We start from the raw sequence: 20019 nt of genomic DNA, 5'->3' as shown, positions 1-20019 counted from the left end.
TAGTCAACCTAACACCAATTTTTTCTGTATTTTTTCAAACTCAACAGGGGAGACATTTCCTAAGAAACTGTGTCTCCTCTCTTTATTATAAAATTCTATGTAATCAAATACCATTGCCTTCATATACCTTTTAGTTACTAAACCTTCTACATAAATCATCTCTTTCTTCAAAGAAGCATGAAAGGATTCTATTACTGCATTATCATAACAGTTCCCACGTCTACTCATAGATTGGATTAATCCTAGCTTCTTTACAAGGTTAGAGTACTCCCTACTCGAATATTGCGATCCTTGATCACTATGAATTATCAGTTCTTCCTCTGGTTCCTCCAGTAAAAATGACCTTGTTAAAGTATCTATTACTAACTCACTAGTCATGCGCTTACCTATATCGTAGGCGATAATCCTTCTAGAAAAAAGATCCATAATTGTGCTTAAATATAGCCAACCTTCGCTTGTCCAAATATATGTGATATCTGTAACCCAGACCTCATTTTTTCTACCTACTTTGAATTTTCTTTTTACAATATTTCCTGTGATATTTTCTCTTTTACTCTTTTCATTTCCTGTTTTAAACTTCTTGGTAGAATTAACTGATATATCATTTTCTTTCATTATTCTATTTATTCGTCTTTCGCTTGTTATTATGCCATATTCATCTTTGAGCTCAACCTTTAGTCTAGGGGCTCCATAGCTCCTCTTATGTCTGTTCTTTCTGACCTCTAGAATACTATCTAGAATCCCTTGATCCTTTTTCTTTCTCTCAGTAGTTTTGTTATTCTGAAACTTATTAAAACCACTTCGAGAGACTTCTAGGGCTCTACATATCTGAGATATAGAATGAACATTTCTGTGTATTTCAACGAAGATAAAGAGTTCCCTCTTAGTTATCTTTTTTTCCTTGAGAATATGGCTGTAGCCTTTTTTAAGATCTCTATATCCTCTTCTTTTTCCTTAAGTAGATTTTTCAACCTGATAATTTCTTTGTCTTGAGCGCTTAACTCCATGTCCTTCTTAGGACCTCCAAAGTATTTCTTTTCCCAGGCAGCAACAGTATTAGTGGTAATACCGTATTCATTTGATAGCTCTACCTTTGTTTTTATTTTAAGGAAAGAAAGCTCAGCGATTTGCTTCTGTTTCTCCTCTGAAAATCTTGCATATCTTCTTTTTTCTTCCATCATAGCCACTCCTAAATATGTTTATTTTTTATTATATATTTTTGAGTGCTAAACTGTCTACTAAACCATCATAACACCAATGGTGAGTTACTTAAAAGTGAGTCTTTTTATATTACTAATCCTAATTCAAAAGGAAAGGTTACAATCTATGATCAGGCACTTAAAATGAAAAATTCAGGTAAACTAAAAAAAGTTCTAGAAGACTTTGGTGATTTAAAAGAAAGAACAAGGGTAGAGGTATCAATTAGGTTAAGAAAAAATAGAAAAAACTTTAAAGAAAATATGTTAAAAGAAGTGAAATTCAGATCCTTTAAGTACCTTGACCATATTATATTTAATAATATAAATAAAGCAAAGCAAAAAAGTATATTAACACTTAGTAACCAATTGAATAAGTGGAGAAAGGAAAAAGGAGACTCATTTAGACTAAATACTTTTATTGAAGCTAATAAAGATATTATTTATGATTATTCTCTATTGAGAGAAGCTATAAAAAATTCTTATTCAAACTCTCAGACAGCTGAAAAAACATATTTAAAAGCTAAAAAATATCTTTTAGAGCTGGAAGAAAGAGATAATACAAAGTATATAAACAACTTTAAAAGGATTGATGATTTCAAAAAACAAATAAAAAAAGAAGCTTTAAAAAAACCTAAAAACAGGATTGTTTTGTATGGTTTTCTAAGAATAATTAATGGTGTTTAATTTCAATAAAAACATTGATAAATATAGCCTACTTATTAAAATTAAAAAATAAAATAGCCATAGTACATAGGAAGATGTAAAGTTAGATTTTAGTAGAATAGGAGAAAGTAATGATTAAAGGAAAATTTACAAAACAAAAGACAGTCTCCTTAATTAAAAACTTAATAACTAAAGAAAACTGTCTTTATTTAAAAGAACAAAACCTCAATTGCTACCGACCAAAGAAGAATTGTGGATTATTCACCATCATTATATCATAAACTTTAATCTTAAAAAAATAAATATGAAAAATTAGGTTTTGTTAAAATTTAAGAGGATGTGATAAAATGAAAGTAATTATTATAAAACCTACCACTGAATCTAGTAGAAAAAATGCATTACAAATTTTAAAATACTATGAAAAGGTGGAATTAAATGAAAAAAGCAATAGTTTATCTGAGAGTAAGTGATCAGATGCAAGAAGATAAAGACTCCCTAGCTAAGCAAGAATCACAGGCTAGGGAATATATCCAGAAAAAAGGTTACACTACCTATATGATATAAAAAAGGATACAGCATCAGGAAAGGATATAAAGAAAAGAAGTGGTTTCAAGAAAGTGATAGAGGAGATAGAAAATAATTCCTTTGATGTTCTTGTTTTCTATGAATTATCAAGATTAGCAAGAAATCAAAAAGATCTACATCAGTTAATTCATAAATTAGATTATAATAATATTGAGTTTGAATCTATGACTGAAGATTTTCTTAATGGGAATAACCCAACCTCTAGGATGATGATTGGAATTATAGGGTCTCTTGCTGAAAATGAAAGTAATATGATCTCTAAAAGAGTTAAAAACAGAATGAGGCATTATGCTTCAGAAGGCTATCATCTTCATGGTGCTCCTCCCTTTGGATATGATAAGAGAAGTAAGATCCTCTATCCAAGTAAAGATGCTCCTATGCTTAGGAGTTATTATGAGAGGGTAGCAAAGGGAGAAAGTATAAGGAAGCTGGCTAAAGAACATGGAACTCACTATAATAATATGAGGGTACTCCTTTCAAATATAACCTATACAGGTAAAATTAAGTTTGGATTTGAAGGGACTAATAGAGCTGGAAAAAGAATAAAGAAAACTGATGGTGAAGTTTTTGAAGGAAAGCATGATCCAATAGTTTCTGAAGATCTATTTAATTTAGTTCAGTCTATAATCCACGAAAGAGGTATAGACCAAAGACGTAAGATAAGAAGAACTAAATATCTCCTTACAGGTATAGTAAAGCATAATTCTTGTGGAGGTGCTTATTATAAAAAGAATAACTACAATAATGAGTATTATATTTGTCATAAATGTAGCAAGGGAGTAAATAAGAAGAAGATAGATGCTTTAGTTCTCAAAGAGTTTAAAAATTATGTTAGAAACCTTGATTTCTTAAAAAGTTCTACTAAAAATAGGAGTGAATATAAATATAAATTGAAAACTCTTCAAGAAAGAAAGGGTAGGCTTACTGAGATATATTTAGATGGAACTATAAGCAGAGAAAAATATACAAAGAATCTTCAAGATATAGAGAGGTCTATTCAGAATATTACAAATGAAGATCTTGATAGCTCATCACCCATAAAAGAAAATTTTAAGAAACTTATAGACAAGGTTTCAAAGTTTGAAGAACTGGATATAAAGGAGCAAAATACAATTCTAAAGCTATTCATAAATAAGATTGTATATCTAGATAATGATAGTGATATTCAAATTTTTTTTAAAGTATAAGTTCTAAAACTATAGTGATAGACAACCTGCTATTAGAATTAAAGAAATTACAGTCGGTGGGAGAAAGTAATTAATATGATTAAGAAAAACTAGATTATACCCTTTTTCAAGTATATAAGTATAGAGGTCTGTTTAAGACCTCTATACTTATATATCTATTCTTTTTTCTGATGTGACTTTCCTCACCTTTTATAAACTGCAAAAAAATGAGGAACAGATGGTAACTGGGTATCGTTGTATGCTAAAAAGCTTTCTTCACTCAGACCACACCTTATAAAACCATCTATCTCTTGTTTATCAAGAGGAAGTGGAATATCATCTTCTTGTTCTCCCTTCATACGACTTCTGCACGAAACAAGAATATATCCTTCAGGAGCAAGTAATGATATCATTGAATCGCGTGCTTTTATTCTGTATTTTCCCGGTAATACTTGAATTGTGTTACATTCATAGACAAGATCATAACTTTCAGCCCATTGTAATGGGTAATCAAAAAGATCGGCTATAAGGTAATTAACCTTAGTATTTGGATAGCGATTTTTACAAAGTCGTATGGCTTCAGGAGATATATCAAAAGCAGTCACCTCATATCCTGCTGCACTAATAGCCTCTGCATCATCTCCAACTCCGCACCCTATAACAATTGCGTTGCCTCCTCTGGGTTCACTGGCATGCTTTTCAAGCCATTCTAAAAGATACGGATTTGGTGTAAGGTCAGCCCAGAAAACATCCCTGTAATTCCCCTCTGCGTCAGTATATATGCTATCAAACCAGCCTGTAGGGTCATCATCATCTTGATAAGATTTGACCATTCTTTTGTATGCAATAGGATCAAACTCTTTCATACTTTTTTACCTCCTGCATTTGATGTGATAATTTTAGATATTAAAATAATTTTTTAAAGTGTAGTAGGAGAATCTTAAATAGTATAACAAAGCCGGAAGTTTAATCTTCCGGCTTTGTTAATTTTCTATCTCTTCTTTTAATTTAAGCTCTATATTATCAAGTATTTCTTTTACTTTATCTAGATCCTTGTTCACCTCTATACCCGTCACCATACTTTCAGCCAATTTCCCTTCTACCTGCTCAGACTCCTCATAAAAAACCATAATTCTACCCAACTGCTCCTGCAGTTCGTATATTCTTTTTTTCATGCCGAACACCTCCTACATTAAAATATTAGGAGGTCTTCAGGATATTCCTTCAAAGAAATATACAGAAACAGACAATAACTAATAGAATATAAAAAGCCCACTTACATCAAATATAAATGGGCTCTCACTAAGGGTAATCAAAACGGGGGGGAGTTTTGATTAAGAATAATACTTAATTTATTTAAAATAATTATACCTTATCAATTCGGTAAAGAATAGGACAGATGGCATAATTAGTAAAAAAATAATTAGTTTATAAAAATACCCTTATAATAACACAGGTTTCAACCCTTATTTAATTTATTAAAATTAATGTATCATTATTTGATCCATATATTCTTTTATTTCCTCTTCAGTATCCGCTGCAGCCATGAGATGATTGTGCGGATCCAAAAGACGATAGGGTTTTAAACCAGCCTTTGTAGTTTTGTGATGTTGAATTTTCCAATCTTTTTCTTCATAGGTAGTTTCCCACCTGAAATGTCCTCCAAGTGTTTGAGTACCTGTAAGTTTTTCTAATGACATGATACACCTCCTTACTATACAAAATACAAAAACATACTACAAAGTAAGATACCTTATCAAGATTAAAAAATATTTAAATTTTGTTTTCAGATATACCAGTTAAAGATAGTTGAAGAAATAAAATTTTAAAGTTAAACTATAAATGAGAATATCAATAAAAGGAGGGAAAAATGAAATTTGAAATTATAGAATTTGAGACGAGAAATTGTTTTGGAATTGAGAATCACATAACAAAAAAAGATAAAATGGGAAGTAATATTTTTAGCAATATGTGGGAAATTCTCATGGACTCTATAGATTACAAAAAATTAAAATACTCCTTTGGAGTATCTAAAAATTATCAGATGGATACACAGGAATTTGATTATATAGCCTGTGTTGAAGTAGGTACACCTCTTATAAAAAATATGGAATATACCAAAACTGTAATTCCTGCAGGGAAGTATGCCAAATTTAAGTCTAAAGGTGTTATGAGTTCTGAGGTAATGGAGAAATTCTATACAGATGTTTTTTCCTTTTCTATGACTTCAGGAAAGCTTCTTTACGATATGGATAGGGGGATAAATTCTTTTGAATTATATGACGAATCCTATAGGGGTATAGATGATCCAGAATCTATTTTCTATCTTCTAATCCCAATTAAGTAAGAATTTACCTAAAAAAGAGATATAGAGCTTTCTGCCTATATCTCTTTTTCCCTATTGCATTATTTTTTCATAAAAACTTAATTTTATTTTGATAAACTATAACTTTTTAAATCTTCAATAAACTTATCAATCATATCCTCTTTTGTCGCCCATGATGTCACAAGTCTCACAGCAGATGTGTCTTTATCAACTTCTTCCCATAAATAAAATCCATATTTTTTATTAAGTTTTTCTATTATTTCGTTTGGAAATATAGGAAATATTTGATTAGATTCTGTTTCATAAAGGAAATCATAACCGAGCTTCTCAATTTTTTCTCCAAGTCTTAGTGACATAAAATTAGCATGTTTCCCAAGGGAAAAAAAAAGATTTTCCTTAAACAATTCTTTAAATTGTATTCCCAGTATTCTTCCCTTTGCCAAAAGTGCACCTTTTTGTTTTATATTATATCTGAAATTCTTTTTTAATCTTTCGTTGGAAATAACTATTGCTTCTCCTAAAAGTGCTCCGTTTTTTGTTCCTCCTATATAAAAAACATCCACAAGCTTTGAAATGTCCTCTATAGTCATATCATTTTTATCAGATGACAATGCAGTTCCAAGTCTAGCCCCGTCCAAATAGAGAATAAGATTATTCTCTCTGCAAAATAACGAAATTTTTTCTAATTCATTCTTTTTATAGACAGTTCCCAGTTCTGTAGAATTTGATATAAAAACCATAGAAGGTTTAACCATATGCTCACTGTTATGTTCATCCAGAATTTTCTTTATTTTTTCAGGAGTTAATTTCCCGTCAGATGTTTCGACGGTATTTATTTTATGTCCGGTGGCCTCTATAGCTCCCGTCTCATGTGTGCTTATATGTCCGCTTTCTGCAGCAATGACAGATTCATAGGGCCTCAATATAGATGATATCACCACTAAGTTGGCCTGAGTACCTCCGACAACAAAATGTATATCAACATTTTGATTGTTGATCTTTTCCTTTAGAATCTCCACAGCTTCTTTTGAGTATGAGTCTTCCCCATAGCCGTCATGCTGATCCATGTTTGCATTCATCATTGCATTCAAAATATTAGAGTGAGCTCCCTCACTGTAGTCATTTTTAAAACTGTATATTAATTTACCTTCTATAGACTCTGACATGAATTTCCCCCTTTAAAATATTTCAGTTAATAGTATCTATATTTTCAAACCTAATATAAGCACTATCAATAAGAATTGTACATATATTTACAAGTTTTATCAACATTTTATTTATAAATATAAAAGATGTTAAAATATGTACCACGGTTATATTTCGTTCTTTAAACGCAATTTTATTTATAGGATAACCTCTATTAATACAGGGAATATATTTTAAGATGAAAAATGGAATAATTGTTACACAGGAATAGAAATTTCACATAGATCTGGAATTCGGGGAATCATAAGTGGCATCAGAGGTAGTCCAAACTTTATAACTTTATTTTTTGAATTTGAAATATAATATCTGAAAATAAGAACTTGAAATCTATATAAAAGAACTTTATAATTTTTAAAGACTATAAAAAATTATAATAAGGAGACGATCATATGGATAAACTAAAATTCTGCCCAATTTGCAAAAATGAAGTAACTAAGAATAGTTCCACAGGAAAGTACCACTGTGAAAAGTGTAATAAATTTTTTACCAAAGCTGCTTTATGTGATAAGTGTGGAAATGAAGTAGAAATACTTTCAGCATGTGGTTCAACACAATTTTTTTTGTAACAACTGTAATGAGCTAAAATCTAAAAAAACCATTGAATTTTTTCTAAAAGAGCAATCATAAAGAAAGCCAGACATAATAGTCTGGCTTTCTTTATGATTGATAAATATTTTATCAGTTTCTGGATTTGCTTACTATTCTAAATAACTTGGATATATCATCTATATTTTTTCCTGTACCTATGAAAACTAAACGGCTGGAACAATTTATAACTGTATATTTCTCCCTGGCAGGATCGTAGTACACATGACCTCTTTTTTTAATTCCAAGTTTTGATATTCCTTCTTTTCTCAAAGATTCATCTATTAAATCCAAAAATCTACCTTCGAACGGTTTTTCAACACCGTCTTGAAGTATCGCCCAAGTATTATCCGACCATATTTCAATTTGGAGTTCATTTACAAAAACATTTAATTTACCAAATTTTGATTTTAATTTATCTATATCATAAATGTCCTTTACTTTAGAGGATGTGGAAATAGAAATAAATTTTGGAATTAATAAAGAAATCATATTTTTCATAATAACACCCCCTATAGTGTACAGAAAAGTATACTCCTATGTATTTTCTATCCTTTTTTTAAAATAATTAAATAGGATTATTACAACAGCTAAAGAATAATATAAATAGATGTTCTTTATAAAAGGAGGAGACTCATGAGAAAACTTTTATCATTTTTAGGTGCTTTATTCTTGATATTCATACTTTTTATTGTATTCATGAATTTTGGTATGAAAAGAGTTGTCAACAGGGGAGATGGATATAGAATGGTGCAGGGAAGCCATATGATGGGTTATAGCTATGAGAGCCCTTACAGAGATGAATATATGCCAATGCATAGATTTCAGCAACTTACACCTGAAGAGGGGAAAGAATACTTAAAAATCAAGGAAGAGAGCTTTAAGGTATACAGTAACTATGGTCTAGAGATAAATAAAAAGCAGATCCAGTTAGAAAGAGAATTATTAAAAGAAGGTCCCGATTGGAAGAAAGTAGAAAATCTAAATAATGAGATAGCTTTATTAGAAGCCAAGGTCAGAACCGAAATCATGAAAATAAATCATGAAAACACTAAAAGATAAAGGAGTATTTTGAATATTAATCAAAAACACACCAAGGCAGATAAGCTATAAACAGGCTTATCTGTCTCTTTTACTTTTAATCATAAAAGTTTATAAATTATTATTTAAATTCTGACAAATCCATTTTTTATTTGCATTTATAACGAATTAATATTATAAAATATGTAAAGTATATTAAACTATATGGAAATATCAATGGTTCATATAACAAATATGTGATTTGGAGGAAAAAATAATGGAAATAAATAATTTTATTGATATTCTTTTTAAAAAAGCAGAAGAACGTTGTATCGAAAATTTTGAGATATATTATACATCTTCAAAAAGTTCTTCTATAAAGGTGTTTAACCAGGAAGTGGACTCATATTCGGATTCTAACTCCCAGGGGATATCTTTTAGATTGATTGAAAAGGGAAAAATGGGATATTCTTATACAGAATCAATTTCTGAAAAAGAGATCGATTTTCTTATAAATGAAGCCCTTGAAAATGCTGCAATTATCGAAAATTAGGATATTGAGGAGATTTATAAAGGCGAGGAAGAATATAAAGAATTAGAGCTTTATAACCCAGACTTAGAGACAGTCAGTATAGGGGATAAGATCTCTTTACTTATGAATACTGAAAAAATCACAAAGGAACTCGATAGCAAAATAAAGAGAGTAAACTATTGTGTGTTTGGAAATGGTTCTTCCACTAGAATAATTAAGAATTCCAAAGGACTTAATTTATCAGAAAAAGGAAATTCAGCCTATGTTTATGTATCAGTTGTTGCAGAAGATAATGGGATTACAAAATCCGGGTCTGGTTTTAAGGTTTCAAATGACTTTTCATTATTTGATGCTGATACTGTTGCAAAAGATGCAGTAGAAGATGCAGTCTCTAAATTAAATCCTGTATCTATAGAATCAAAACAATATAAAGTTATTATAAAAAATAAGGCCTTTGCAAGTATGTTAGGGGCCTTCACAGGAATTTTTTCATCTGATAATGTGCAAAAAGGTGTCTCCAAACTCAAAGAAAAGTTAGGAGCCAGCATAGCCAGTAGCAAAGTAACTCTTATTGACAATCCACATATGAAAAATGGTATGGCTTCTTCTTCTTTTGATGCTGAGGGGGTTCCCACTAAATATAAAGAGATAGTAAAAAATGGTATTCTTACTAGTTATCTCTACAATCTCAAAACTGCAAAAAAAGATGGGGTAAAATCTACTGGAAATGCTTCAAAAGGTGGTTACAAGGGAACACTGGGAATATCTCCTAGTAACTTTTATATGAAAGAGGGAGAAACTACCTTTAATGAACTTTTAGAGTCAATAGATAATGGTGTGTTAATTACCTCTCTAAGCGGACTTCACTCAGGTCTCAATTCTATCTCAGGGGACTTTTCCCTGGCATCTGAAGGCTTTGTTATTTCTGAGGGGGAAATATCAAGTTCTTTAAAACAGATAACCGTCTCAGGGAACTTTTTCGAACTTTTAAAAGAAATAAACTTATTAGGAGATGACCTGAATTTTGGACTTTCTCCTGTAGGTGCTCCCTCTGTTCTTATAAGTAACTTAAATATTTCTGCAGACTAATAAAAAAAATTGGCAGTTTAATTAAACTGCCAATTTTTTTTATTTATATTGCTTTTTCTCCTCTTTCAGAAGAACTTATTCTTATAACATCTTCTACAGGATATATAAATATTTTTCCATCTCCTATTTCTCCTGTTTTTAGATTTTTTAGTAGAATATCTACTGTTTTTTCCACATCATCATCTTTAAGTAATATTTCTATTCTTAGTTTTGGGATGAATTCCACAAGGTATTCAACACCTCTGAAAATCTCCTTTTTACCAAGTTGTCTACCGAATCCTCTTACTTCACTTATTGTCATACCGTTTATTCCCTCTTCATGCAGGGCCTCTTTTAAAAGATTCAGACCCTCAGGTCTAATTATTGCTGACAACATTTTCATAAAAACACCTCCTAGAATATTATCCTCATTTAAATTCTACCCTAAAATACTTATTATTTAAATAGGGAAACCTCAGAATGTGAAGGAAATTCTGGATATGCTGAATATCCGTGCTCTGCAAGATCAAGCCCCATCAACTCTTCGTTTGCAGTTACTCTTATTCCCATCATTTTATCTATTAGTTTAAACATAATCATTCCAATTCCAAAAGCATAAACAAATACAGTAACTGAACCTATAAGCTGTGTCCCTAAACTATACTCTGCTGTGAAAAGCCCTACGGCAATAGTTCCCCATGCACCATTTACCCCATGCACTGAAACTGCACCTACAGGATCATCAACACCTATTTTATCAAAGAAAGGAACCGAAACTGATACAAGTATCCCTGCTACAAGTCCTATAAGTATCGAAAACCCAGGATGTAATACATCTGCCCCAGCCGTTACTGATACCAATCCTGCCAAAGCTCCGTTTAGAGTCATACCTAGATCAACTAGTTTGTTCTGCTTGAATACCGAATAGATCATTGCAGAAAGTGCTCCTGCAGCTCCTCCAAGTGTTGTATTCAAAAGAACTATTGCTATAGAACCGTCACCTAAAAGAGTCGAACCACCGTTAAAACCATACCAGCCGAACCATAGTATAAAAGTTCCTAAAGTAGCTAACGGAATGTTGTGACCAGGTATGGCATTAACTTTTCCATCTTTTCCGAATTTTCCAAATCTAGGTCCCACAACTATTGCCCCTGCTAAGGCAAGCCAACCTCCTAGTGAGTGTATTACTGTCGATCCTGCAAAATCATGAAAATTCATAGCAGCAAGCCATCCTTCGCCACTCCATGCCCAGTGCCCAAATATAGGGTAAATGAAACCTGCGATTAAAGCACATGCTACTACATAACCTGAAAGTTTTACTCTTTCTGCAACTGCACCTGATACTATTGTAGCCGCCGCTCCTGCAAACATTACCTGAAAGAACCAAACCATGATTCCCCAGCTATCTCCCGAGCTGATATAATCTGTCAGAAAAAAATTAGTGGTTCCTATAAATCCACCTTCTCCAAACATAAATGCATAACCGATTGAAAAATACAATATAGCTCCCACTGCAAAATCCAGTATACCTTTTGAAGCAACATTAACTGCATTTTTACCTCTGGTAAACCCTGATTCTAGCGCTATAAAACCAACCTGCATAAACATTACCATAGCACCGGCTATTCCAAGCCAAACTATGTTAAGATTTGTCTGAATATCTGAAGATGCAAATAATAAAGTAGGACATATCAAAGAAATAACCCCTAGCTTTCCTAAAAACGACATTTTTTTCATATGTAACAAACCCTCCTATTGAAAATTTTAAAACTAAAGATTTTTTTGATTATTATGTTATTTTTTTAAATTTTTATTAATTTTACTGTATTTTATTCAAAATAAAAAAGTGAAGAGATCATTTATAGAACAGCACCGCACTTTTATTGATACAAATTATTCTTTTGTCGAATTATATTCATACAATATATATTATATTTATCCAAAGGTCAATATTTTTTTTATAAAATTACATTATGTAATCATATAAATATCTTTATAATTAAGAAATCATAAAATTAAATTTACTAATTAAAATTTTAATATCATATAGTATTTTTTTGATTCAAATCAGTTCTTAAAAAGAACAAAAAATATTTTTTTAAACATAATTTCTATTTTTGAAATCCTTTTTTTTAATTAATTTATACTTTTCTATTAATTTTTTGTATAAAAAAAAAGTATTTTTCACAATAATGAACATATTTTCAATATTGCTTCATATACTTTTTTTTGAGTACAGATAGTATAAAATAACAAACTTAAAATTAGAGTAAAATCTGAAAATAATTTTATATTTTTTGATTTCTCACTTTTGCAGCTTCTATTTCAATTTTTAACTTTGTACTTTAATAGGGCATTTATTTTCTTTTTATAAAATATATACAAAAGTCCTCCGTCTATAATCCAGTGAAATATTTGCACAATCCACACGTAGTATACAGGGTATCTTTTTAGATAAATCAAATAGTAGATCAGAGGTAGTCTTATAAACCAGTGTGAAAATACTGATATATAAAAAGGTGTCTTGGTATCTCCCATACCACGCAGTGCTCCACTGACAATCATAGAATAGGCAAGTGGAATTTGCTCTAAAGACGCTATCATAAGGCAAGTGGCACCTAATGATATAACTTCTTTTTCCTCAATTTTTATAAAAAGAGATATGAGAAATTCTGGAAAAAGTACAAATGAAAAGGCGATAACTCCCATTACTACAATTCCCATTTGAAGGCAGATTCCTATCATATCTTCTGCTTCTTCATAATTTTTTTCACCTATTTTTAGACCTGCAAGTGAAGTTGCTGCCACGGCAAACCCCCAACCAGGCATAAAAGAAATAGATTCTACTGTAAGAGCGATTTGATTGGCCGAAAATGCTGTTTCTCCTAAGATCATTATTATAAATACGGCAGCAAGTCTTGAGATACTAATGGCTCCCTCTTGAAATGATGCAGGCAAAGCAATTTTCATTATTTCCCACCACTTGTCTTTTAAATATAAGAGATGGCTGCTCTTTATTCCCATACATAGACCCAGGCTAATGCAAGAATATTTCTGAAGATAAAACATGGTGTATAAAAACCCAACTAAATTAGCAGCTACAGTTGCTATAGCTGCTCCTTTTACTCCCATTTCAGGGAACCCCATTTTACCAAATATAAGGAGGTAATCCAGTCCTAAATTAACTACTGTCATTACTGCGGTTGTGTATAGAGGGATCTTTGTATTTTGTGCCCCTCTTATAATTCCGTTTAAGAGTCCTCTCCAGATTGTCATCAAAAGAGCAAAAGAACTTATTTTTAAATAAATACTACCTAACAGTAAAACCTCTCCTCTGGCATTTGCAAACTTCAAAAATTCCTGTGGAAGGGTAAAAAACAAAACACCTAAAACTAATGATATGGCTACTCCCATAAAAAATCCTATACTACCATAGATGTTGGCCTCTTCACCATTTTCTTCTCCGATCTTCCTAGAAACAAGTGATGTGAGAGCAACCCCTATACCCATCGCAGAAAATATAGCAGAAACTGTATACAATATCTGTCCTGAGAGTCCTACTGCACTGACTGCTACTCTCCCCCCATATTTCCCTACCATCAGAGTATCCACCGTCCATATAAGCATGTATAAAAGCATCTCACCCACTGCAGGCAGAGCTAGTTTTAGTACTTTTTTATATTTTTCAAGTCTTTCCATATATATCACCACATTTCATAATCAGCTACAAAACTAGCTCTTTCAAAGTAAATACCAATTTTTATTTCATATTCCTTTACTTTAATCTATCCTTCCTTTAAGCTGTTTTATCTTTCTTTTTATTGTCACATTGCCGTCACAGTCAATGAGTAGACTTAGTTATAGAAAATTATAAGATAATAAGGAGGAATAAAAATGAAAAAATTACTGATGATAGGATTCGTATTTATTTCCACTCTAACCTTTGCAGATAGTGGAAGTTTGTCTTTAAACTTTGGAGACGGGCATAGGGGAAAGGCAGATGTTTCTGTTTCACTCAGCGTCAATGACGGATATCACCACAGATATCGTGAACCTAGGAGGTCTAGGTATATTGAAAAAGAAGTGCATATATATAAACAGCCTAGATACATCGAAAAAGAGGTACACATATACAAAAGACCTAGGTATGTAAAAAAAGTTGTCCACAGATATGAAAAACCTAGATATAGTAAGAAATATAAAAACAGATCTAGAGAACCTCAAAAAGTTGTAGTTATCAATAACTATCATAAATCTCGAAACAGGGTTCCTCATGTACAGGCTAAAAAATATGAAAGAAATGAAAGATATAAAAATAGAAACTAAAGAAATAATATAATGAATAACAAATAAAAAAGGCTGCTTTCGCAGCCGTTTTTTTTATTTGTTATTCTGCTGGAGCCCAGAATACCTCTACTCTTCTGTTTTGGGCTTTTGCTTCTGGAGTTGTGTTAGGAACCAATGGGTTTTCCTCTCCAAATCCTTTTGAAACTATTTCTATCTCTTCGCCTTCAAGTCTTGCCTTAAACACATTTGCTACAGCTTCTGCTCTTTTTTCTGATAGCATCATGTTATACTTTGCAGCTCCTGTTGAGTCTGTATTTCCCTCTATAGTTAGAGTTCCTTTGTGTCCTTCTAAAACTTGAGAAATTTCATCTATTTCTGCAAGTCCTGCTCCTGTTACTTCATAGCTATTTACTGAGAATAGCTCTCTTAATTTTAATCCCTCTTCAGGAACCATTATAACAGGTTCAGGAGCCGGAGCTGGTTTTTCAACTACTGGCATCGGCTCAGGTTCGGGCTCTACAACCATAACTGGCTCTGGCTTCTCTACCACCATAGGTGCAGGAGCAGCTACAGCAGGTGAAGGTCCTCCGAATTTAATACCGAATTTAAGGGAAGCCACATGGTATAATCCGTCCTCGTTAGAAGCAGATGTATTTGTATCATAGTCATAATCCATAAGTTCATACATGAACTCAAGGTTGAACCTTTCATCCATAAACTCCTTACCTACACCTACAGCTCCATATAGACCACCATTAGCATCAATCACATCGTCGGCATCCCCTTCTTTGGCAAAGGCATAACCAGCTCTACCTAGTAGATACCATGTATCGGCAACATCATACTTTCCTACACCGTATACAGGGAAGGCATAGTGTCCATCATATCCGCCACTTCCTTCTACAGAACTCTTAGCTTCAGCACCTATACCAAATCTAAAAGGTGAATCTTCATTAACCAATAATTCCAATCCTGCTGATCCTCCAGGGTATATTTTAACAGGGTTATGTCCTGCGGCATCCTCTGTCAAGTCTCTGTATAAATCAGCACCCAATTTTAATTCTAACTCAGCTGCACTTGCCATAGCCGCAACAGCTATAAATGCTCCTATTAATATTTTCTTTCTCATTTTCTCTCCTCCTTATGTTAAAAAAATCATACCTATTCGAATCACTATATATATACTAATTTTTTCAACTCAATCCTTCAAATTTCTAAAAATATTTATTTTATTTTATTTTTCTGTAAATACCATTTTTATTAATACTAAATCATATGTAATAAAATAGATAAGAAAGTTTTTCATTGTAATAGTAAAAGTTAAATGATAAAATAACTAGATAACCCTGTATTTGAATTATGGAGGAAAAAATGAAGATTAGTAAAAAAGAAGCTTTAGAGTGGTTTGAATTTTTATCTGAAATACCAAGTGACAGTCAACAGGTATTTGAAGAATATAACAATATAATAAAATCCACATTGAGACAGATCGAAAAAAGCTATATGAATGAAATAAAAAAACTTCAGGATAATATTCCCGGACTTAAAAATTTACAAGGAAGAACATATTACGTAGGAGAGGAAAAAAACTTTCCAAAAGGATGTATGTCGTGTCTTTTCGGCGACGGACTAGGAGGTATTAGAAAGACACACACCTGTAACCTTACGTGTAAATTTTGCTATTATCACGATTCTATGGAAGATGTAGAACAGATTCCAGAGGGTATGTGGGATATAGGGGACAACCTTTATGAAGAAGAAGATATTGATCTCCTTCTCTCCATTCAGAAGAATCCAAGTGGTATAGCCTATGTGTATTTAGAGCCTTTCATGGAGATAGAAGAATATTATTCGGTTGTGAAAAAATTTAGTAAAGCCGGAATTCATCAGCATATGTACACCAACGGAGTCCTTTGTACAGATGAAAATCTAAAAAAACTTGCAGAAAGCGGGCTAGATGAATTGAGATTTAATCTAGGAGCTTCCAACTGCTCTGACAAGGTAATAAAAGCCATGAAAACAGCAAAAAAATATTTTAAGGCTGTGGGAATTGAAACACCTATGACTCCTGAATTCTATGAGAGTTTTATTGAAAAAAAAGAAGAAATTCTATCTATCGGTCTTGATTTTATGAACTGTGCAGAATTTCATGTTGGGCCTGACAATATTAACAACTATATCGGAGAAAAATTTTATGTCTATAAAAATGGATATCTATCTCCTACGTGGTCTAGAAAAATAACGTGCAAATTTATGGAAATGGCTTCTAAGGAAAAATGGGATATGTTGGTCCATGACTGTTCAAATCACACTAAATATGCAAGAGAGATAAATAAGGCATCCAAACAGGGAAATTCATTTGGAGCACATTCTTATTTTTCAGAGTTTGACAGACAGTTGCCTTATCTTTTTCTTCCTATATTAAAAGATAAAGACTTTAAGTTTCTAAGTGAAACTCCACTTCCTGAAAACTTAAAGTTAGAAAATTTTAAAGAAGCTATTCTTGAATCCCTTTCTCATGAAGAAAGTGAAGAAGAATTTTATCAAGGTTTTGAAGATTACATTAATAACGAAGAAAACTAGTTTTTATTCATATGCAATAAGTCCCCTGTATTTATTAACAGGGGATTTTTTTACGAAACTTTAAAATATATCATCCATAATTTCAAGTTCTAGTATTTGAAATTTGTAGTTTATTTTTAATCTAAAGTTATAGTCCTGGTTGCATCGTCTTCAATGAAATTTAAAAGAAATTCCATTTTCATTTCACTTTTTCCTTTATAATCCTCTTTTAAGGCTTTAGAAATGGATCCTGCTATCTCCTCATAATCTTTTTTATACGTTCTACCAACATAAGTGAATATTTTGACCGGGCTTTCACTTAAATCCTCTATAAAGGCTCTTCCAATAAAATTCTCGTCTTTATCAAAAAGTAGATATACTGCTCCCTTATTTATAATAATTTTTTCTGTAAACATATTTATCCCTCCTTATATGTATCTATAAATAATGTTTTTTATATTTACTCTTTTTCCTCTTTATAATGTAAAAGGAATATTTATTTATTATCAAATAAGATATTAAAGGACCTAATTTTAAGAGGAGGTAGATATGAGCAGAAGAGAGATGGAAGACATTATAGAGGATTTGAAAAAAGAAGAGAAGGATAAAATAAAAGATAAAAAGAAAGAAAAAGTTAAAAAAGGTACAAATAAAAAATAGGCTCCTGTTAGGAGCCTATTTTTCCATTGCTTTCAGAAATTCATCTTTTGTTATGCCAAAGTGGTTGAGTTTGGCTAAAAATTGCTTGCCGTTTCCGTATCCTATACCCAATTTAACTCCAACTATCTGCCTTTTATTTTTAGAGTCATCTCCACCTGTCAGGCCATACTCTAGCATATCCATAGAAGTAAATATATCATTTCTTTCTATGAGCTTGCATTTTGCATCATTAAGAGCCCTTATAATAACAGATGGAGAAGCATTTTCTACTCCAACATTCCCGTCTTTTAGTCTGGTACCCTCTTTCCTTCCGATATATGCATGTCTTACACCTGGGACATAGTTTTCTATAGTCTTTCTTATTTTTTCTCCTGCAAAATCAGGATCTGTAAGAATAATAACTCCTGTCCTTTCCTGTGCATTCTTTATTTTTTCCAGTGTACTTCTCTTTCTTACAGCAAATCCGTTTACCTCTATAAGTTCTGCATCCACTGCCGCCTTTACCGCAGTTATGTCATCTCTTCCCTCTACTACGATTGTTTCTTTTATTTTTTTCCTCACTTATATCTTTCCTCCTATTTCTTACACTTATAGTATTTTACCATAAAGAATGATTTTATAGAAGGAACTATATTTTTCTGAAAAGGATAAAAGCTGTTCTTGTCAAATACTACTTTTAGTGAATGTCTTTTGATGGGAAATATTTAAAATTTATCGCCAGATTAATATCTAAAGAATATTTAACCTTATATTAAAAAGGAGTGAGTATCTATGGAATTAGAAAAACTTAAAACTCTTCTAATGAATAAAGAAGTTATGGTAGAGTCAAGATGGGAACTGATAGAAATAGATTCTATAGGTTCTGTAAAAGAGATCTCCAAGCTAAATAAACTTTTAATAATGATTTTAGACAATGATACAAAGATTGTTTGTAAAGTAGACGAAGTTCAGTATGAAAATGAAGATACAGTTAATTTCATCCACATCACTCCTGATAAAGATGAAATAATTATATTTAGGGTACGAATAATATAAACAAAAGAGGCAGCATTTGCTGCCTCTTTTGTTTATCCTTCTTTATTCATAAAGGTCTAAAATATCAGTATTGGGATTATATTTTATACCTTGAGCAAAAAGTTCGTTATACTCTTTCTTAGAGAGCATCTCACCATACTCGGTATCATAGTATAAAAAGAATAGTTCCTTTTCAACATAATCTTTCAGAAATTTTTCAAATCTTTCTTTAGTCTCGCTGTTTCCACCTATAATCTCACTCCATTCACAACTGATGTTTATTTTTTTTATAAGCTCTAAATTTGAAAGAATAGGAGTAAATAATTCCATAAATTCACTTACATTATTTTCCCCAGAAAGGTCACTTGCTATAAAACCCTGAGCAAATTTAGGAAACAAGCTATATTCTAAAGCCTTTAATTTCGGCTCTGGAAGAACTTTCAACTTTTTTATCTCCATAAAACAAATTGCTTCATAGATATTGCTTCCTTCAGACACAAGATGCAGTGCACTTCCTTCGTCAATCTCTGCAACTTCACCATTTAAATATCCATCTAGATCGAGGTAGGTTATATAATTTCCCTTTGTATCTGCTAAAAATTCCATCTCAATCTCATCATCTTCTATGTGAAATATTCCAGACCATTGTATTTTTTCTTTGTCTGTCAAGGTTTCCCTTTTTAAGGCTTCTTTATAAGAATTTTCATAGAGTTTTTCAAAATCTAAATTTTCCTGTCCTGGTTTTATATCTAAAACTATTTTTTTTAATTCTATATTCATTTATATATTTTCTCCTATTCTTTGAAATATTTTGTACTGATTTATTATATCTTATTTTTTATTTTTTTACAAAAAATTTAATATTAATAAATTATAGGACTTTTAAATAAAAAATAAAAAAATAAACTTTTTTTATTAAAAGTCCGTCTAAAGAATAATTTATTGTTTTTAAAATGGGAGGGGTATGTTAATGGAAACTAAAATAAAATCTAAGGCCATAACATGTTTGAAATGTAAGAAGAATTTTAAAAGCGAATTGGATAATAGAGGTGTTCCTTATAACAAGCTGTGCCCGGTATGTAGAAAAAAAAGATCAAATGGAATATTTTTCTCGAGTATGCATCTTAGTTAATGGGGCTAAAAAGC

Annotated in this window: 27 protein-coding genes; 13 read left to right on the top strand and 14 right to left on the bottom strand. The window is 31.5% G+C overall.

All coding sequences use genetic code 11. The annotated features are described in order from the left end of the window. Positions 1-3: 3 nt before the first annotated feature. Together ILYOP_RS04590 and ILYOP_RS04585 are read right to left on the bottom strand one after the other, a co-directional pair. Positions 4-870, bottom strand: a complete 867-nt coding sequence (locus ILYOP_RS04590; protein ID WP_245546512.1) for an IS3 family transposase — start codon at positions 868-870, stop codon at positions 4-6. Between the two features lie 17 nt (positions 871-887). Continuing rightward, positions 888-1181 carry a transposase gene (locus ILYOP_RS04585; protein ID WP_083789061.1) on the bottom strand — a complete coding sequence of 98 codons (294 nt, stop codon included), beginning with the start codon at positions 1179-1181 and terminating at the stop codon, positions 888-890. A 162-nt stretch (positions 1182-1343) separates the two neighbouring features. Here ILYOP_RS04585 and ILYOP_RS04580 point away from each other — a divergent pair, with 162 nt between their 5' ends. From ILYOP_RS04580 to ILYOP_RS04575, 3 genes are all read left to right on the top strand, one after another. Next, on the top strand, positions 1344-1883 hold the full coding sequence (locus ILYOP_RS04580) for a hypothetical protein (protein ID WP_013387354.1): 540 nt from the start codon (positions 1344-1346) through the stop codon (positions 1881-1883). Positions 1884-2297: 414 nt separating this feature from the next. Next, a complete protein-coding gene (locus ILYOP_RS16125; protein WP_148223664.1) occupies positions 2298-2426 on the top strand; it encodes a recombinase family protein in 129 nt (42 codons plus the stop codon). After that, positions 2387-3634 (top strand): recombinase family protein, encoded by a 1248-nt coding sequence (locus tag ILYOP_RS04575; RefSeq protein WP_342633607.1) that lies wholly within the window; start codon positions 2387-2389, stop codon positions 3632-3634. Before ILYOP_RS16125 ends, ILYOP_RS04575 begins: the two co-directional genes overlap by 40 nt. Positions 3635-3816: 182 nt before the next feature. Here the strand turns inward: ILYOP_RS04575 and ILYOP_RS04570 are convergent, their stop codons facing one another. The 3 genes from ILYOP_RS04570 to ILYOP_RS04560 all read right to left on the bottom strand — a co-directional run bounded on the left by ILYOP_RS04570 (position 3817) and on the right by ILYOP_RS04560 (position 5313). Continuing rightward, the gene (locus ILYOP_RS04570) at positions 3817-4479 is read right to left on the bottom strand and encodes a class I SAM-dependent methyltransferase (RefSeq protein WP_013387352.1); all 663 of its coding nucleotides are present in this window, start codon (positions 4477-4479) and stop codon (positions 3817-3819) included. A 117-nt stretch (positions 4480-4596) separates the two neighbouring features. Further along, complete coding sequence (locus tag ILYOP_RS04565; RefSeq protein WP_013387351.1) at positions 4597-4788, bottom strand: hypothetical protein; 192 nt, start codon at positions 4786-4788, stop codon at positions 4597-4599. Between the two features lie 309 nt (positions 4789-5097). Beyond that, positions 5098-5313, bottom strand: coding sequence for a hypothetical protein (locus tag ILYOP_RS04560; protein WP_013387350.1), 216 nt, complete (start codon positions 5311-5313; stop codon positions 5098-5100). A gap of 170 nt (positions 5314-5483) precedes the next feature. Between ILYOP_RS04560 and ILYOP_RS04555 the strand changes: the two genes are divergently transcribed. After that, on the top strand, positions 5484-5960 hold the full coding sequence (locus ILYOP_RS04555) for a GyrI-like domain-containing protein (RefSeq protein ID WP_013387349.1): 477 nt from the start codon (positions 5484-5486) through the stop codon (positions 5958-5960). An 83-nt stretch (positions 5961-6043) separates the two neighbouring features. On the opposite strand, the gene ILYOP_RS04550 is transcribed toward ILYOP_RS04555, so the two are convergent. Continuing rightward, positions 6044-7105, bottom strand: coding sequence for a threonine aldolase family protein (locus ILYOP_RS04550; protein ID WP_013387348.1), 1062 nt, complete (start codon positions 7103-7105; stop codon positions 6044-6046). A gap of 429 nt (positions 7106-7534) precedes the next feature. Here ILYOP_RS04550 and ILYOP_RS04545 point away from each other — a divergent pair, with 429 nt between their 5' ends. Next, positions 7535-7711: a YfgJ family double zinc ribbon protein gene (locus ILYOP_RS04545; RefSeq protein ID WP_013387347.1), complete on the top strand. Its 177-nt coding sequence runs from the start codon at positions 7535-7537 to the stop codon at positions 7709-7711. Next, entirely contained in the window at positions 7686-7772 is an 87-nt protein-coding gene (locus tag ILYOP_RS16240; protein WP_222838876.1) for a YfgJ family double zinc ribbon protein, read from the top strand. Before ILYOP_RS04545 ends, ILYOP_RS16240 begins: the two co-directional genes overlap by 26 nt. A 51-nt stretch (positions 7773-7823) precedes the next feature. Here ILYOP_RS16240 and ILYOP_RS04540 read toward each other — a convergent pair whose 3' ends face one another. Further along, positions 7824-8231 (bottom strand): hypothetical protein, encoded by a 408-nt coding sequence (locus tag ILYOP_RS04540; protein ID WP_013387346.1) that lies wholly within the window; start codon positions 8229-8231, stop codon positions 7824-7826. Between the two features lie 135 nt (positions 8232-8366). Between ILYOP_RS04540 and ILYOP_RS04535 the strand changes: the two genes are divergently transcribed. The 3 genes from ILYOP_RS04535 to ILYOP_RS04530 all read left to right on the top strand — a co-directional run bounded on the left by ILYOP_RS04535 (position 8367) and on the right by ILYOP_RS04530 (position 10371). Further along, on the top strand, positions 8367-8792 hold the full coding sequence (locus tag ILYOP_RS04535; RefSeq protein ID WP_013387345.1) for a hypothetical protein: 426 nt from the start codon (positions 8367-8369) through the stop codon (positions 8790-8792). A gap of 235 nt (positions 8793-9027) precedes the next feature. After that, a complete protein-coding gene (locus ILYOP_RS15110; RefSeq protein ID WP_049774851.1) occupies positions 9028-9303 on the top strand; it encodes a PmbA/TldA family metallopeptidase in 276 nt (91 codons plus the stop codon). A gap of 3 nt (positions 9304-9306) precedes the next feature. Next, positions 9307-10371 carry a metallopeptidase TldD-related protein gene (locus tag ILYOP_RS04530; protein WP_187288112.1) on the top strand — a complete coding sequence of 355 codons (1065 nt, stop codon included), beginning with the start codon at positions 9307-9309 and terminating at the stop codon, positions 10369-10371. Between the two features lie 43 nt (positions 10372-10414). On the opposite strand, the gene ILYOP_RS04525 is transcribed toward ILYOP_RS04530, so the two are convergent. The 3 genes from ILYOP_RS04525 to ILYOP_RS04515 form a co-directional block, all read right to left on the bottom strand. Beyond that, positions 10415-10753 carry a P-II family nitrogen regulator gene (locus ILYOP_RS04525; protein ID WP_013387344.1) on the bottom strand — a complete coding sequence of 113 codons (339 nt, stop codon included), beginning with the start codon at positions 10751-10753 and terminating at the stop codon, positions 10415-10417. A gap of 53 nt (positions 10754-10806) precedes the next feature. After that, a complete protein-coding gene (locus ILYOP_RS04520; RefSeq protein ID WP_013387343.1) occupies positions 10807-12087 on the bottom strand; it encodes an ammonium transporter in 1281 nt (426 codons plus the stop codon). A 588-nt stretch (positions 12088-12675) separates the two neighbouring features. Next, complete coding sequence (locus ILYOP_RS04515; protein ID WP_013387342.1) at positions 12676-14049, bottom strand: MATE family efflux transporter; 1374 nt, start codon at positions 14047-14049, stop codon at positions 12676-12678. Positions 14050-14244: 195 nt separating this feature from the next. Between ILYOP_RS04515 and ILYOP_RS04510 the strand changes: the two genes are divergently transcribed. Continuing rightward, entirely contained in the window at positions 14245-14676 is a 432-nt protein-coding gene (locus tag ILYOP_RS04510; protein ID WP_013387341.1) for a hypothetical protein, read from the top strand. 61 nt (positions 14677-14737) lie between these two features. Here the strand turns inward: ILYOP_RS04510 and ILYOP_RS04505 are convergent, their stop codons facing one another. Further along, positions 14738-15766, bottom strand: coding sequence for an OmpA family protein (locus ILYOP_RS04505; protein WP_013387340.1), 1029 nt, complete (start codon positions 15764-15766; stop codon positions 14738-14740). A gap of 242 nt (positions 15767-16008) precedes the next feature. Between ILYOP_RS04505 and ILYOP_RS04500 the strand changes: the two genes are divergently transcribed. Further along, positions 16009-17220, top strand: coding sequence for a radical SAM protein (locus tag ILYOP_RS04500; protein WP_013387339.1), 1212 nt, complete (start codon positions 16009-16011; stop codon positions 17218-17220). A 116-nt stretch (positions 17221-17336) separates the two neighbouring features. Here the strand turns inward: ILYOP_RS04500 and ILYOP_RS04495 are convergent, their stop codons facing one another. Beyond that, positions 17337-17615: a hypothetical protein gene (locus ILYOP_RS04495; RefSeq protein ID WP_013387338.1), complete on the bottom strand. Its 279-nt coding sequence runs from the start codon at positions 17613-17615 to the stop codon at positions 17337-17339. Between the two features lie 259 nt (positions 17616-17874). After that, positions 17875-18420: a ribonuclease M5 gene (rnmV, locus tag ILYOP_RS04490; RefSeq protein ID WP_013387336.1), complete on the bottom strand. Its 546-nt coding sequence runs from the start codon at positions 18418-18420 to the stop codon at positions 17875-17877. Positions 18421-18630: 210 nt separating this feature from the next. Here rnmV and ILYOP_RS04485 point away from each other — a divergent pair, with 210 nt between their 5' ends. Next, a complete protein-coding gene (locus ILYOP_RS04485) occupies positions 18631-18894 on the top strand; it encodes a hypothetical protein (RefSeq protein ID WP_013387335.1) in 264 nt (87 codons plus the stop codon). 42 nt (positions 18895-18936) lie between these two features. Here ILYOP_RS04485 and ILYOP_RS04480 read toward each other — a convergent pair whose 3' ends face one another. Then, positions 18937-19653, bottom strand: a complete 717-nt coding sequence (locus tag ILYOP_RS04480; RefSeq protein WP_013387334.1) for a hypothetical protein — start codon at positions 19651-19653, stop codon at positions 18937-18939. Positions 19654-19843: 190 nt separating this feature from the next. Here ILYOP_RS04480 and ILYOP_RS15730 point away from each other — a divergent pair, with 190 nt between their 5' ends. Then, positions 19844-20005 (top strand): hypothetical protein, encoded by a 162-nt coding sequence (locus tag ILYOP_RS15730; protein WP_013387333.1) that lies wholly within the window; start codon positions 19844-19846, stop codon positions 20003-20005. Positions 20006-20019: the final 14 nt, after the last annotated feature.

The sequence above is a fragment of the Ilyobacter polytropus DSM 2926 genome, assembly GCF_000165505.1.
Classification (GTDB): Bacteria; Fusobacteriota; Fusobacteriia; order Fusobacteriales; family Fusobacteriaceae; genus Ilyobacter; species Ilyobacter polytropus.
Note: the sequence above shows the minus strand (reverse complement) of the source record. Positions and strands in the feature narration are given on the sequence as shown.

Excerpts from the sequence above, each read along its gene's own strand:
- ILYOP_RS04585 (WP_083789061.1), bottom strand. The coding sequence starts at position 1,181 with ATGATGGAAGAAAAAAGAAGATATGCAAGATTTTCAGAGGAGAAACAG.
- ILYOP_RS04580 (WP_013387354.1), top strand. The coding sequence starts at position 1,344 with ATGAAAAATTCAGGTAAACTAAAAAAAGTTCTAGAAGACTTTGGTGAT.
- ILYOP_RS16125 (WP_148223664.1), top strand. The coding sequence starts at position 2,298 with ATGAAAAAAGCAATAGTTTATCTGAGAGTAAGTGATCAGATGCAAGAA.
- ILYOP_RS04570 (WP_013387352.1), bottom strand. The coding sequence starts at position 4,479 with ATGAAAGAGTTTGATCCTATTGCATACAAAAGAATGGTCAAATCTTAT.
- ILYOP_RS04565 (WP_013387351.1), bottom strand. The coding sequence starts at position 4,788 with ATGAAAAAAAGAATATACGAACTGCAGGAGCAGTTGGGTAGAATTATG.
- ILYOP_RS04560 (WP_013387350.1), bottom strand. The coding sequence starts at position 5,313 with ATGTCATTAGAAAAACTTACAGGTACTCAAACACTTGGAGGACATTTC.
- ILYOP_RS04555 (WP_013387349.1), top strand. The coding sequence starts at position 5,484 with ATGAAATTTGAAATTATAGAATTTGAGACGAGAAATTGTTTTGGAATT.
- ILYOP_RS04550 (WP_013387348.1), bottom strand. The coding sequence starts at position 7,105 with ATGTCAGAGTCTATAGAAGGTAAATTAATATACAGTTTTAAAAATGAC.
- ILYOP_RS04545 (WP_013387347.1), top strand. The coding sequence starts at position 7,535 with ATGGATAAACTAAAATTCTGCCCAATTTGCAAAAATGAAGTAACTAAG.
- ILYOP_RS04540 (WP_013387346.1), bottom strand. The coding sequence starts at position 8,231 with ATGAAAAATATGATTTCTTTATTAATTCCAAAATTTATTTCTATTTCC.
- ILYOP_RS04535 (WP_013387345.1), top strand. The coding sequence starts at position 8,367 with ATGAGAAAACTTTTATCATTTTTAGGTGCTTTATTCTTGATATTCATA.
- ILYOP_RS15110 (WP_049774851.1), top strand. The coding sequence starts at position 9,028 with ATGGAAATAAATAATTTTATTGATATTCTTTTTAAAAAAGCAGAAGAA.
- ILYOP_RS04525 (WP_013387344.1), bottom strand. The coding sequence starts at position 10,753 with ATGAAAATGTTGTCAGCAATAATTAGACCTGAGGGTCTGAATCTTTTA.
- ILYOP_RS04520 (WP_013387343.1), bottom strand. The coding sequence starts at position 12,087 with ATGAAAAAAATGTCGTTTTTAGGAAAGCTAGGGGTTATTTCTTTGATA.
- ILYOP_RS04515 (WP_013387342.1), bottom strand. The coding sequence starts at position 14,049 with ATGGAAAGACTTGAAAAATATAAAAAAGTACTAAAACTAGCTCTGCCT.
- ILYOP_RS04510 (WP_013387341.1), top strand. The coding sequence starts at position 14,245 with ATGAAAAAATTACTGATGATAGGATTCGTATTTATTTCCACTCTAACC.
- ILYOP_RS04505 (WP_013387340.1), bottom strand. The coding sequence starts at position 15,766 with ATGAGAAAGAAAATATTAATAGGAGCATTTATAGCTGTTGCGGCTATG.
- ILYOP_RS04500 (WP_013387339.1), top strand. The coding sequence starts at position 16,009 with ATGAAGATTAGTAAAAAAGAAGCTTTAGAGTGGTTTGAATTTTTATCT.
- ILYOP_RS04495 (WP_013387338.1), bottom strand. The coding sequence starts at position 17,615 with ATGTTTACAGAAAAAATTATTATAAATAAGGGAGCAGTATATCTACTT.
- ILYOP_RS04485 (WP_013387335.1), top strand. The coding sequence starts at position 18,631 with ATGGAATTAGAAAAACTTAAAACTCTTCTAATGAATAAAGAAGTTATG.
- ILYOP_RS04480 (WP_013387334.1), bottom strand. The coding sequence starts at position 19,653 with ATGAATATAGAATTAAAAAAAATAGTTTTAGATATAAAACCAGGACAG.
- ILYOP_RS15730 (WP_013387333.1), top strand. The coding sequence starts at position 19,844 with ATGGAAACTAAAATAAAATCTAAGGCCATAACATGTTTGAAATGTAAG.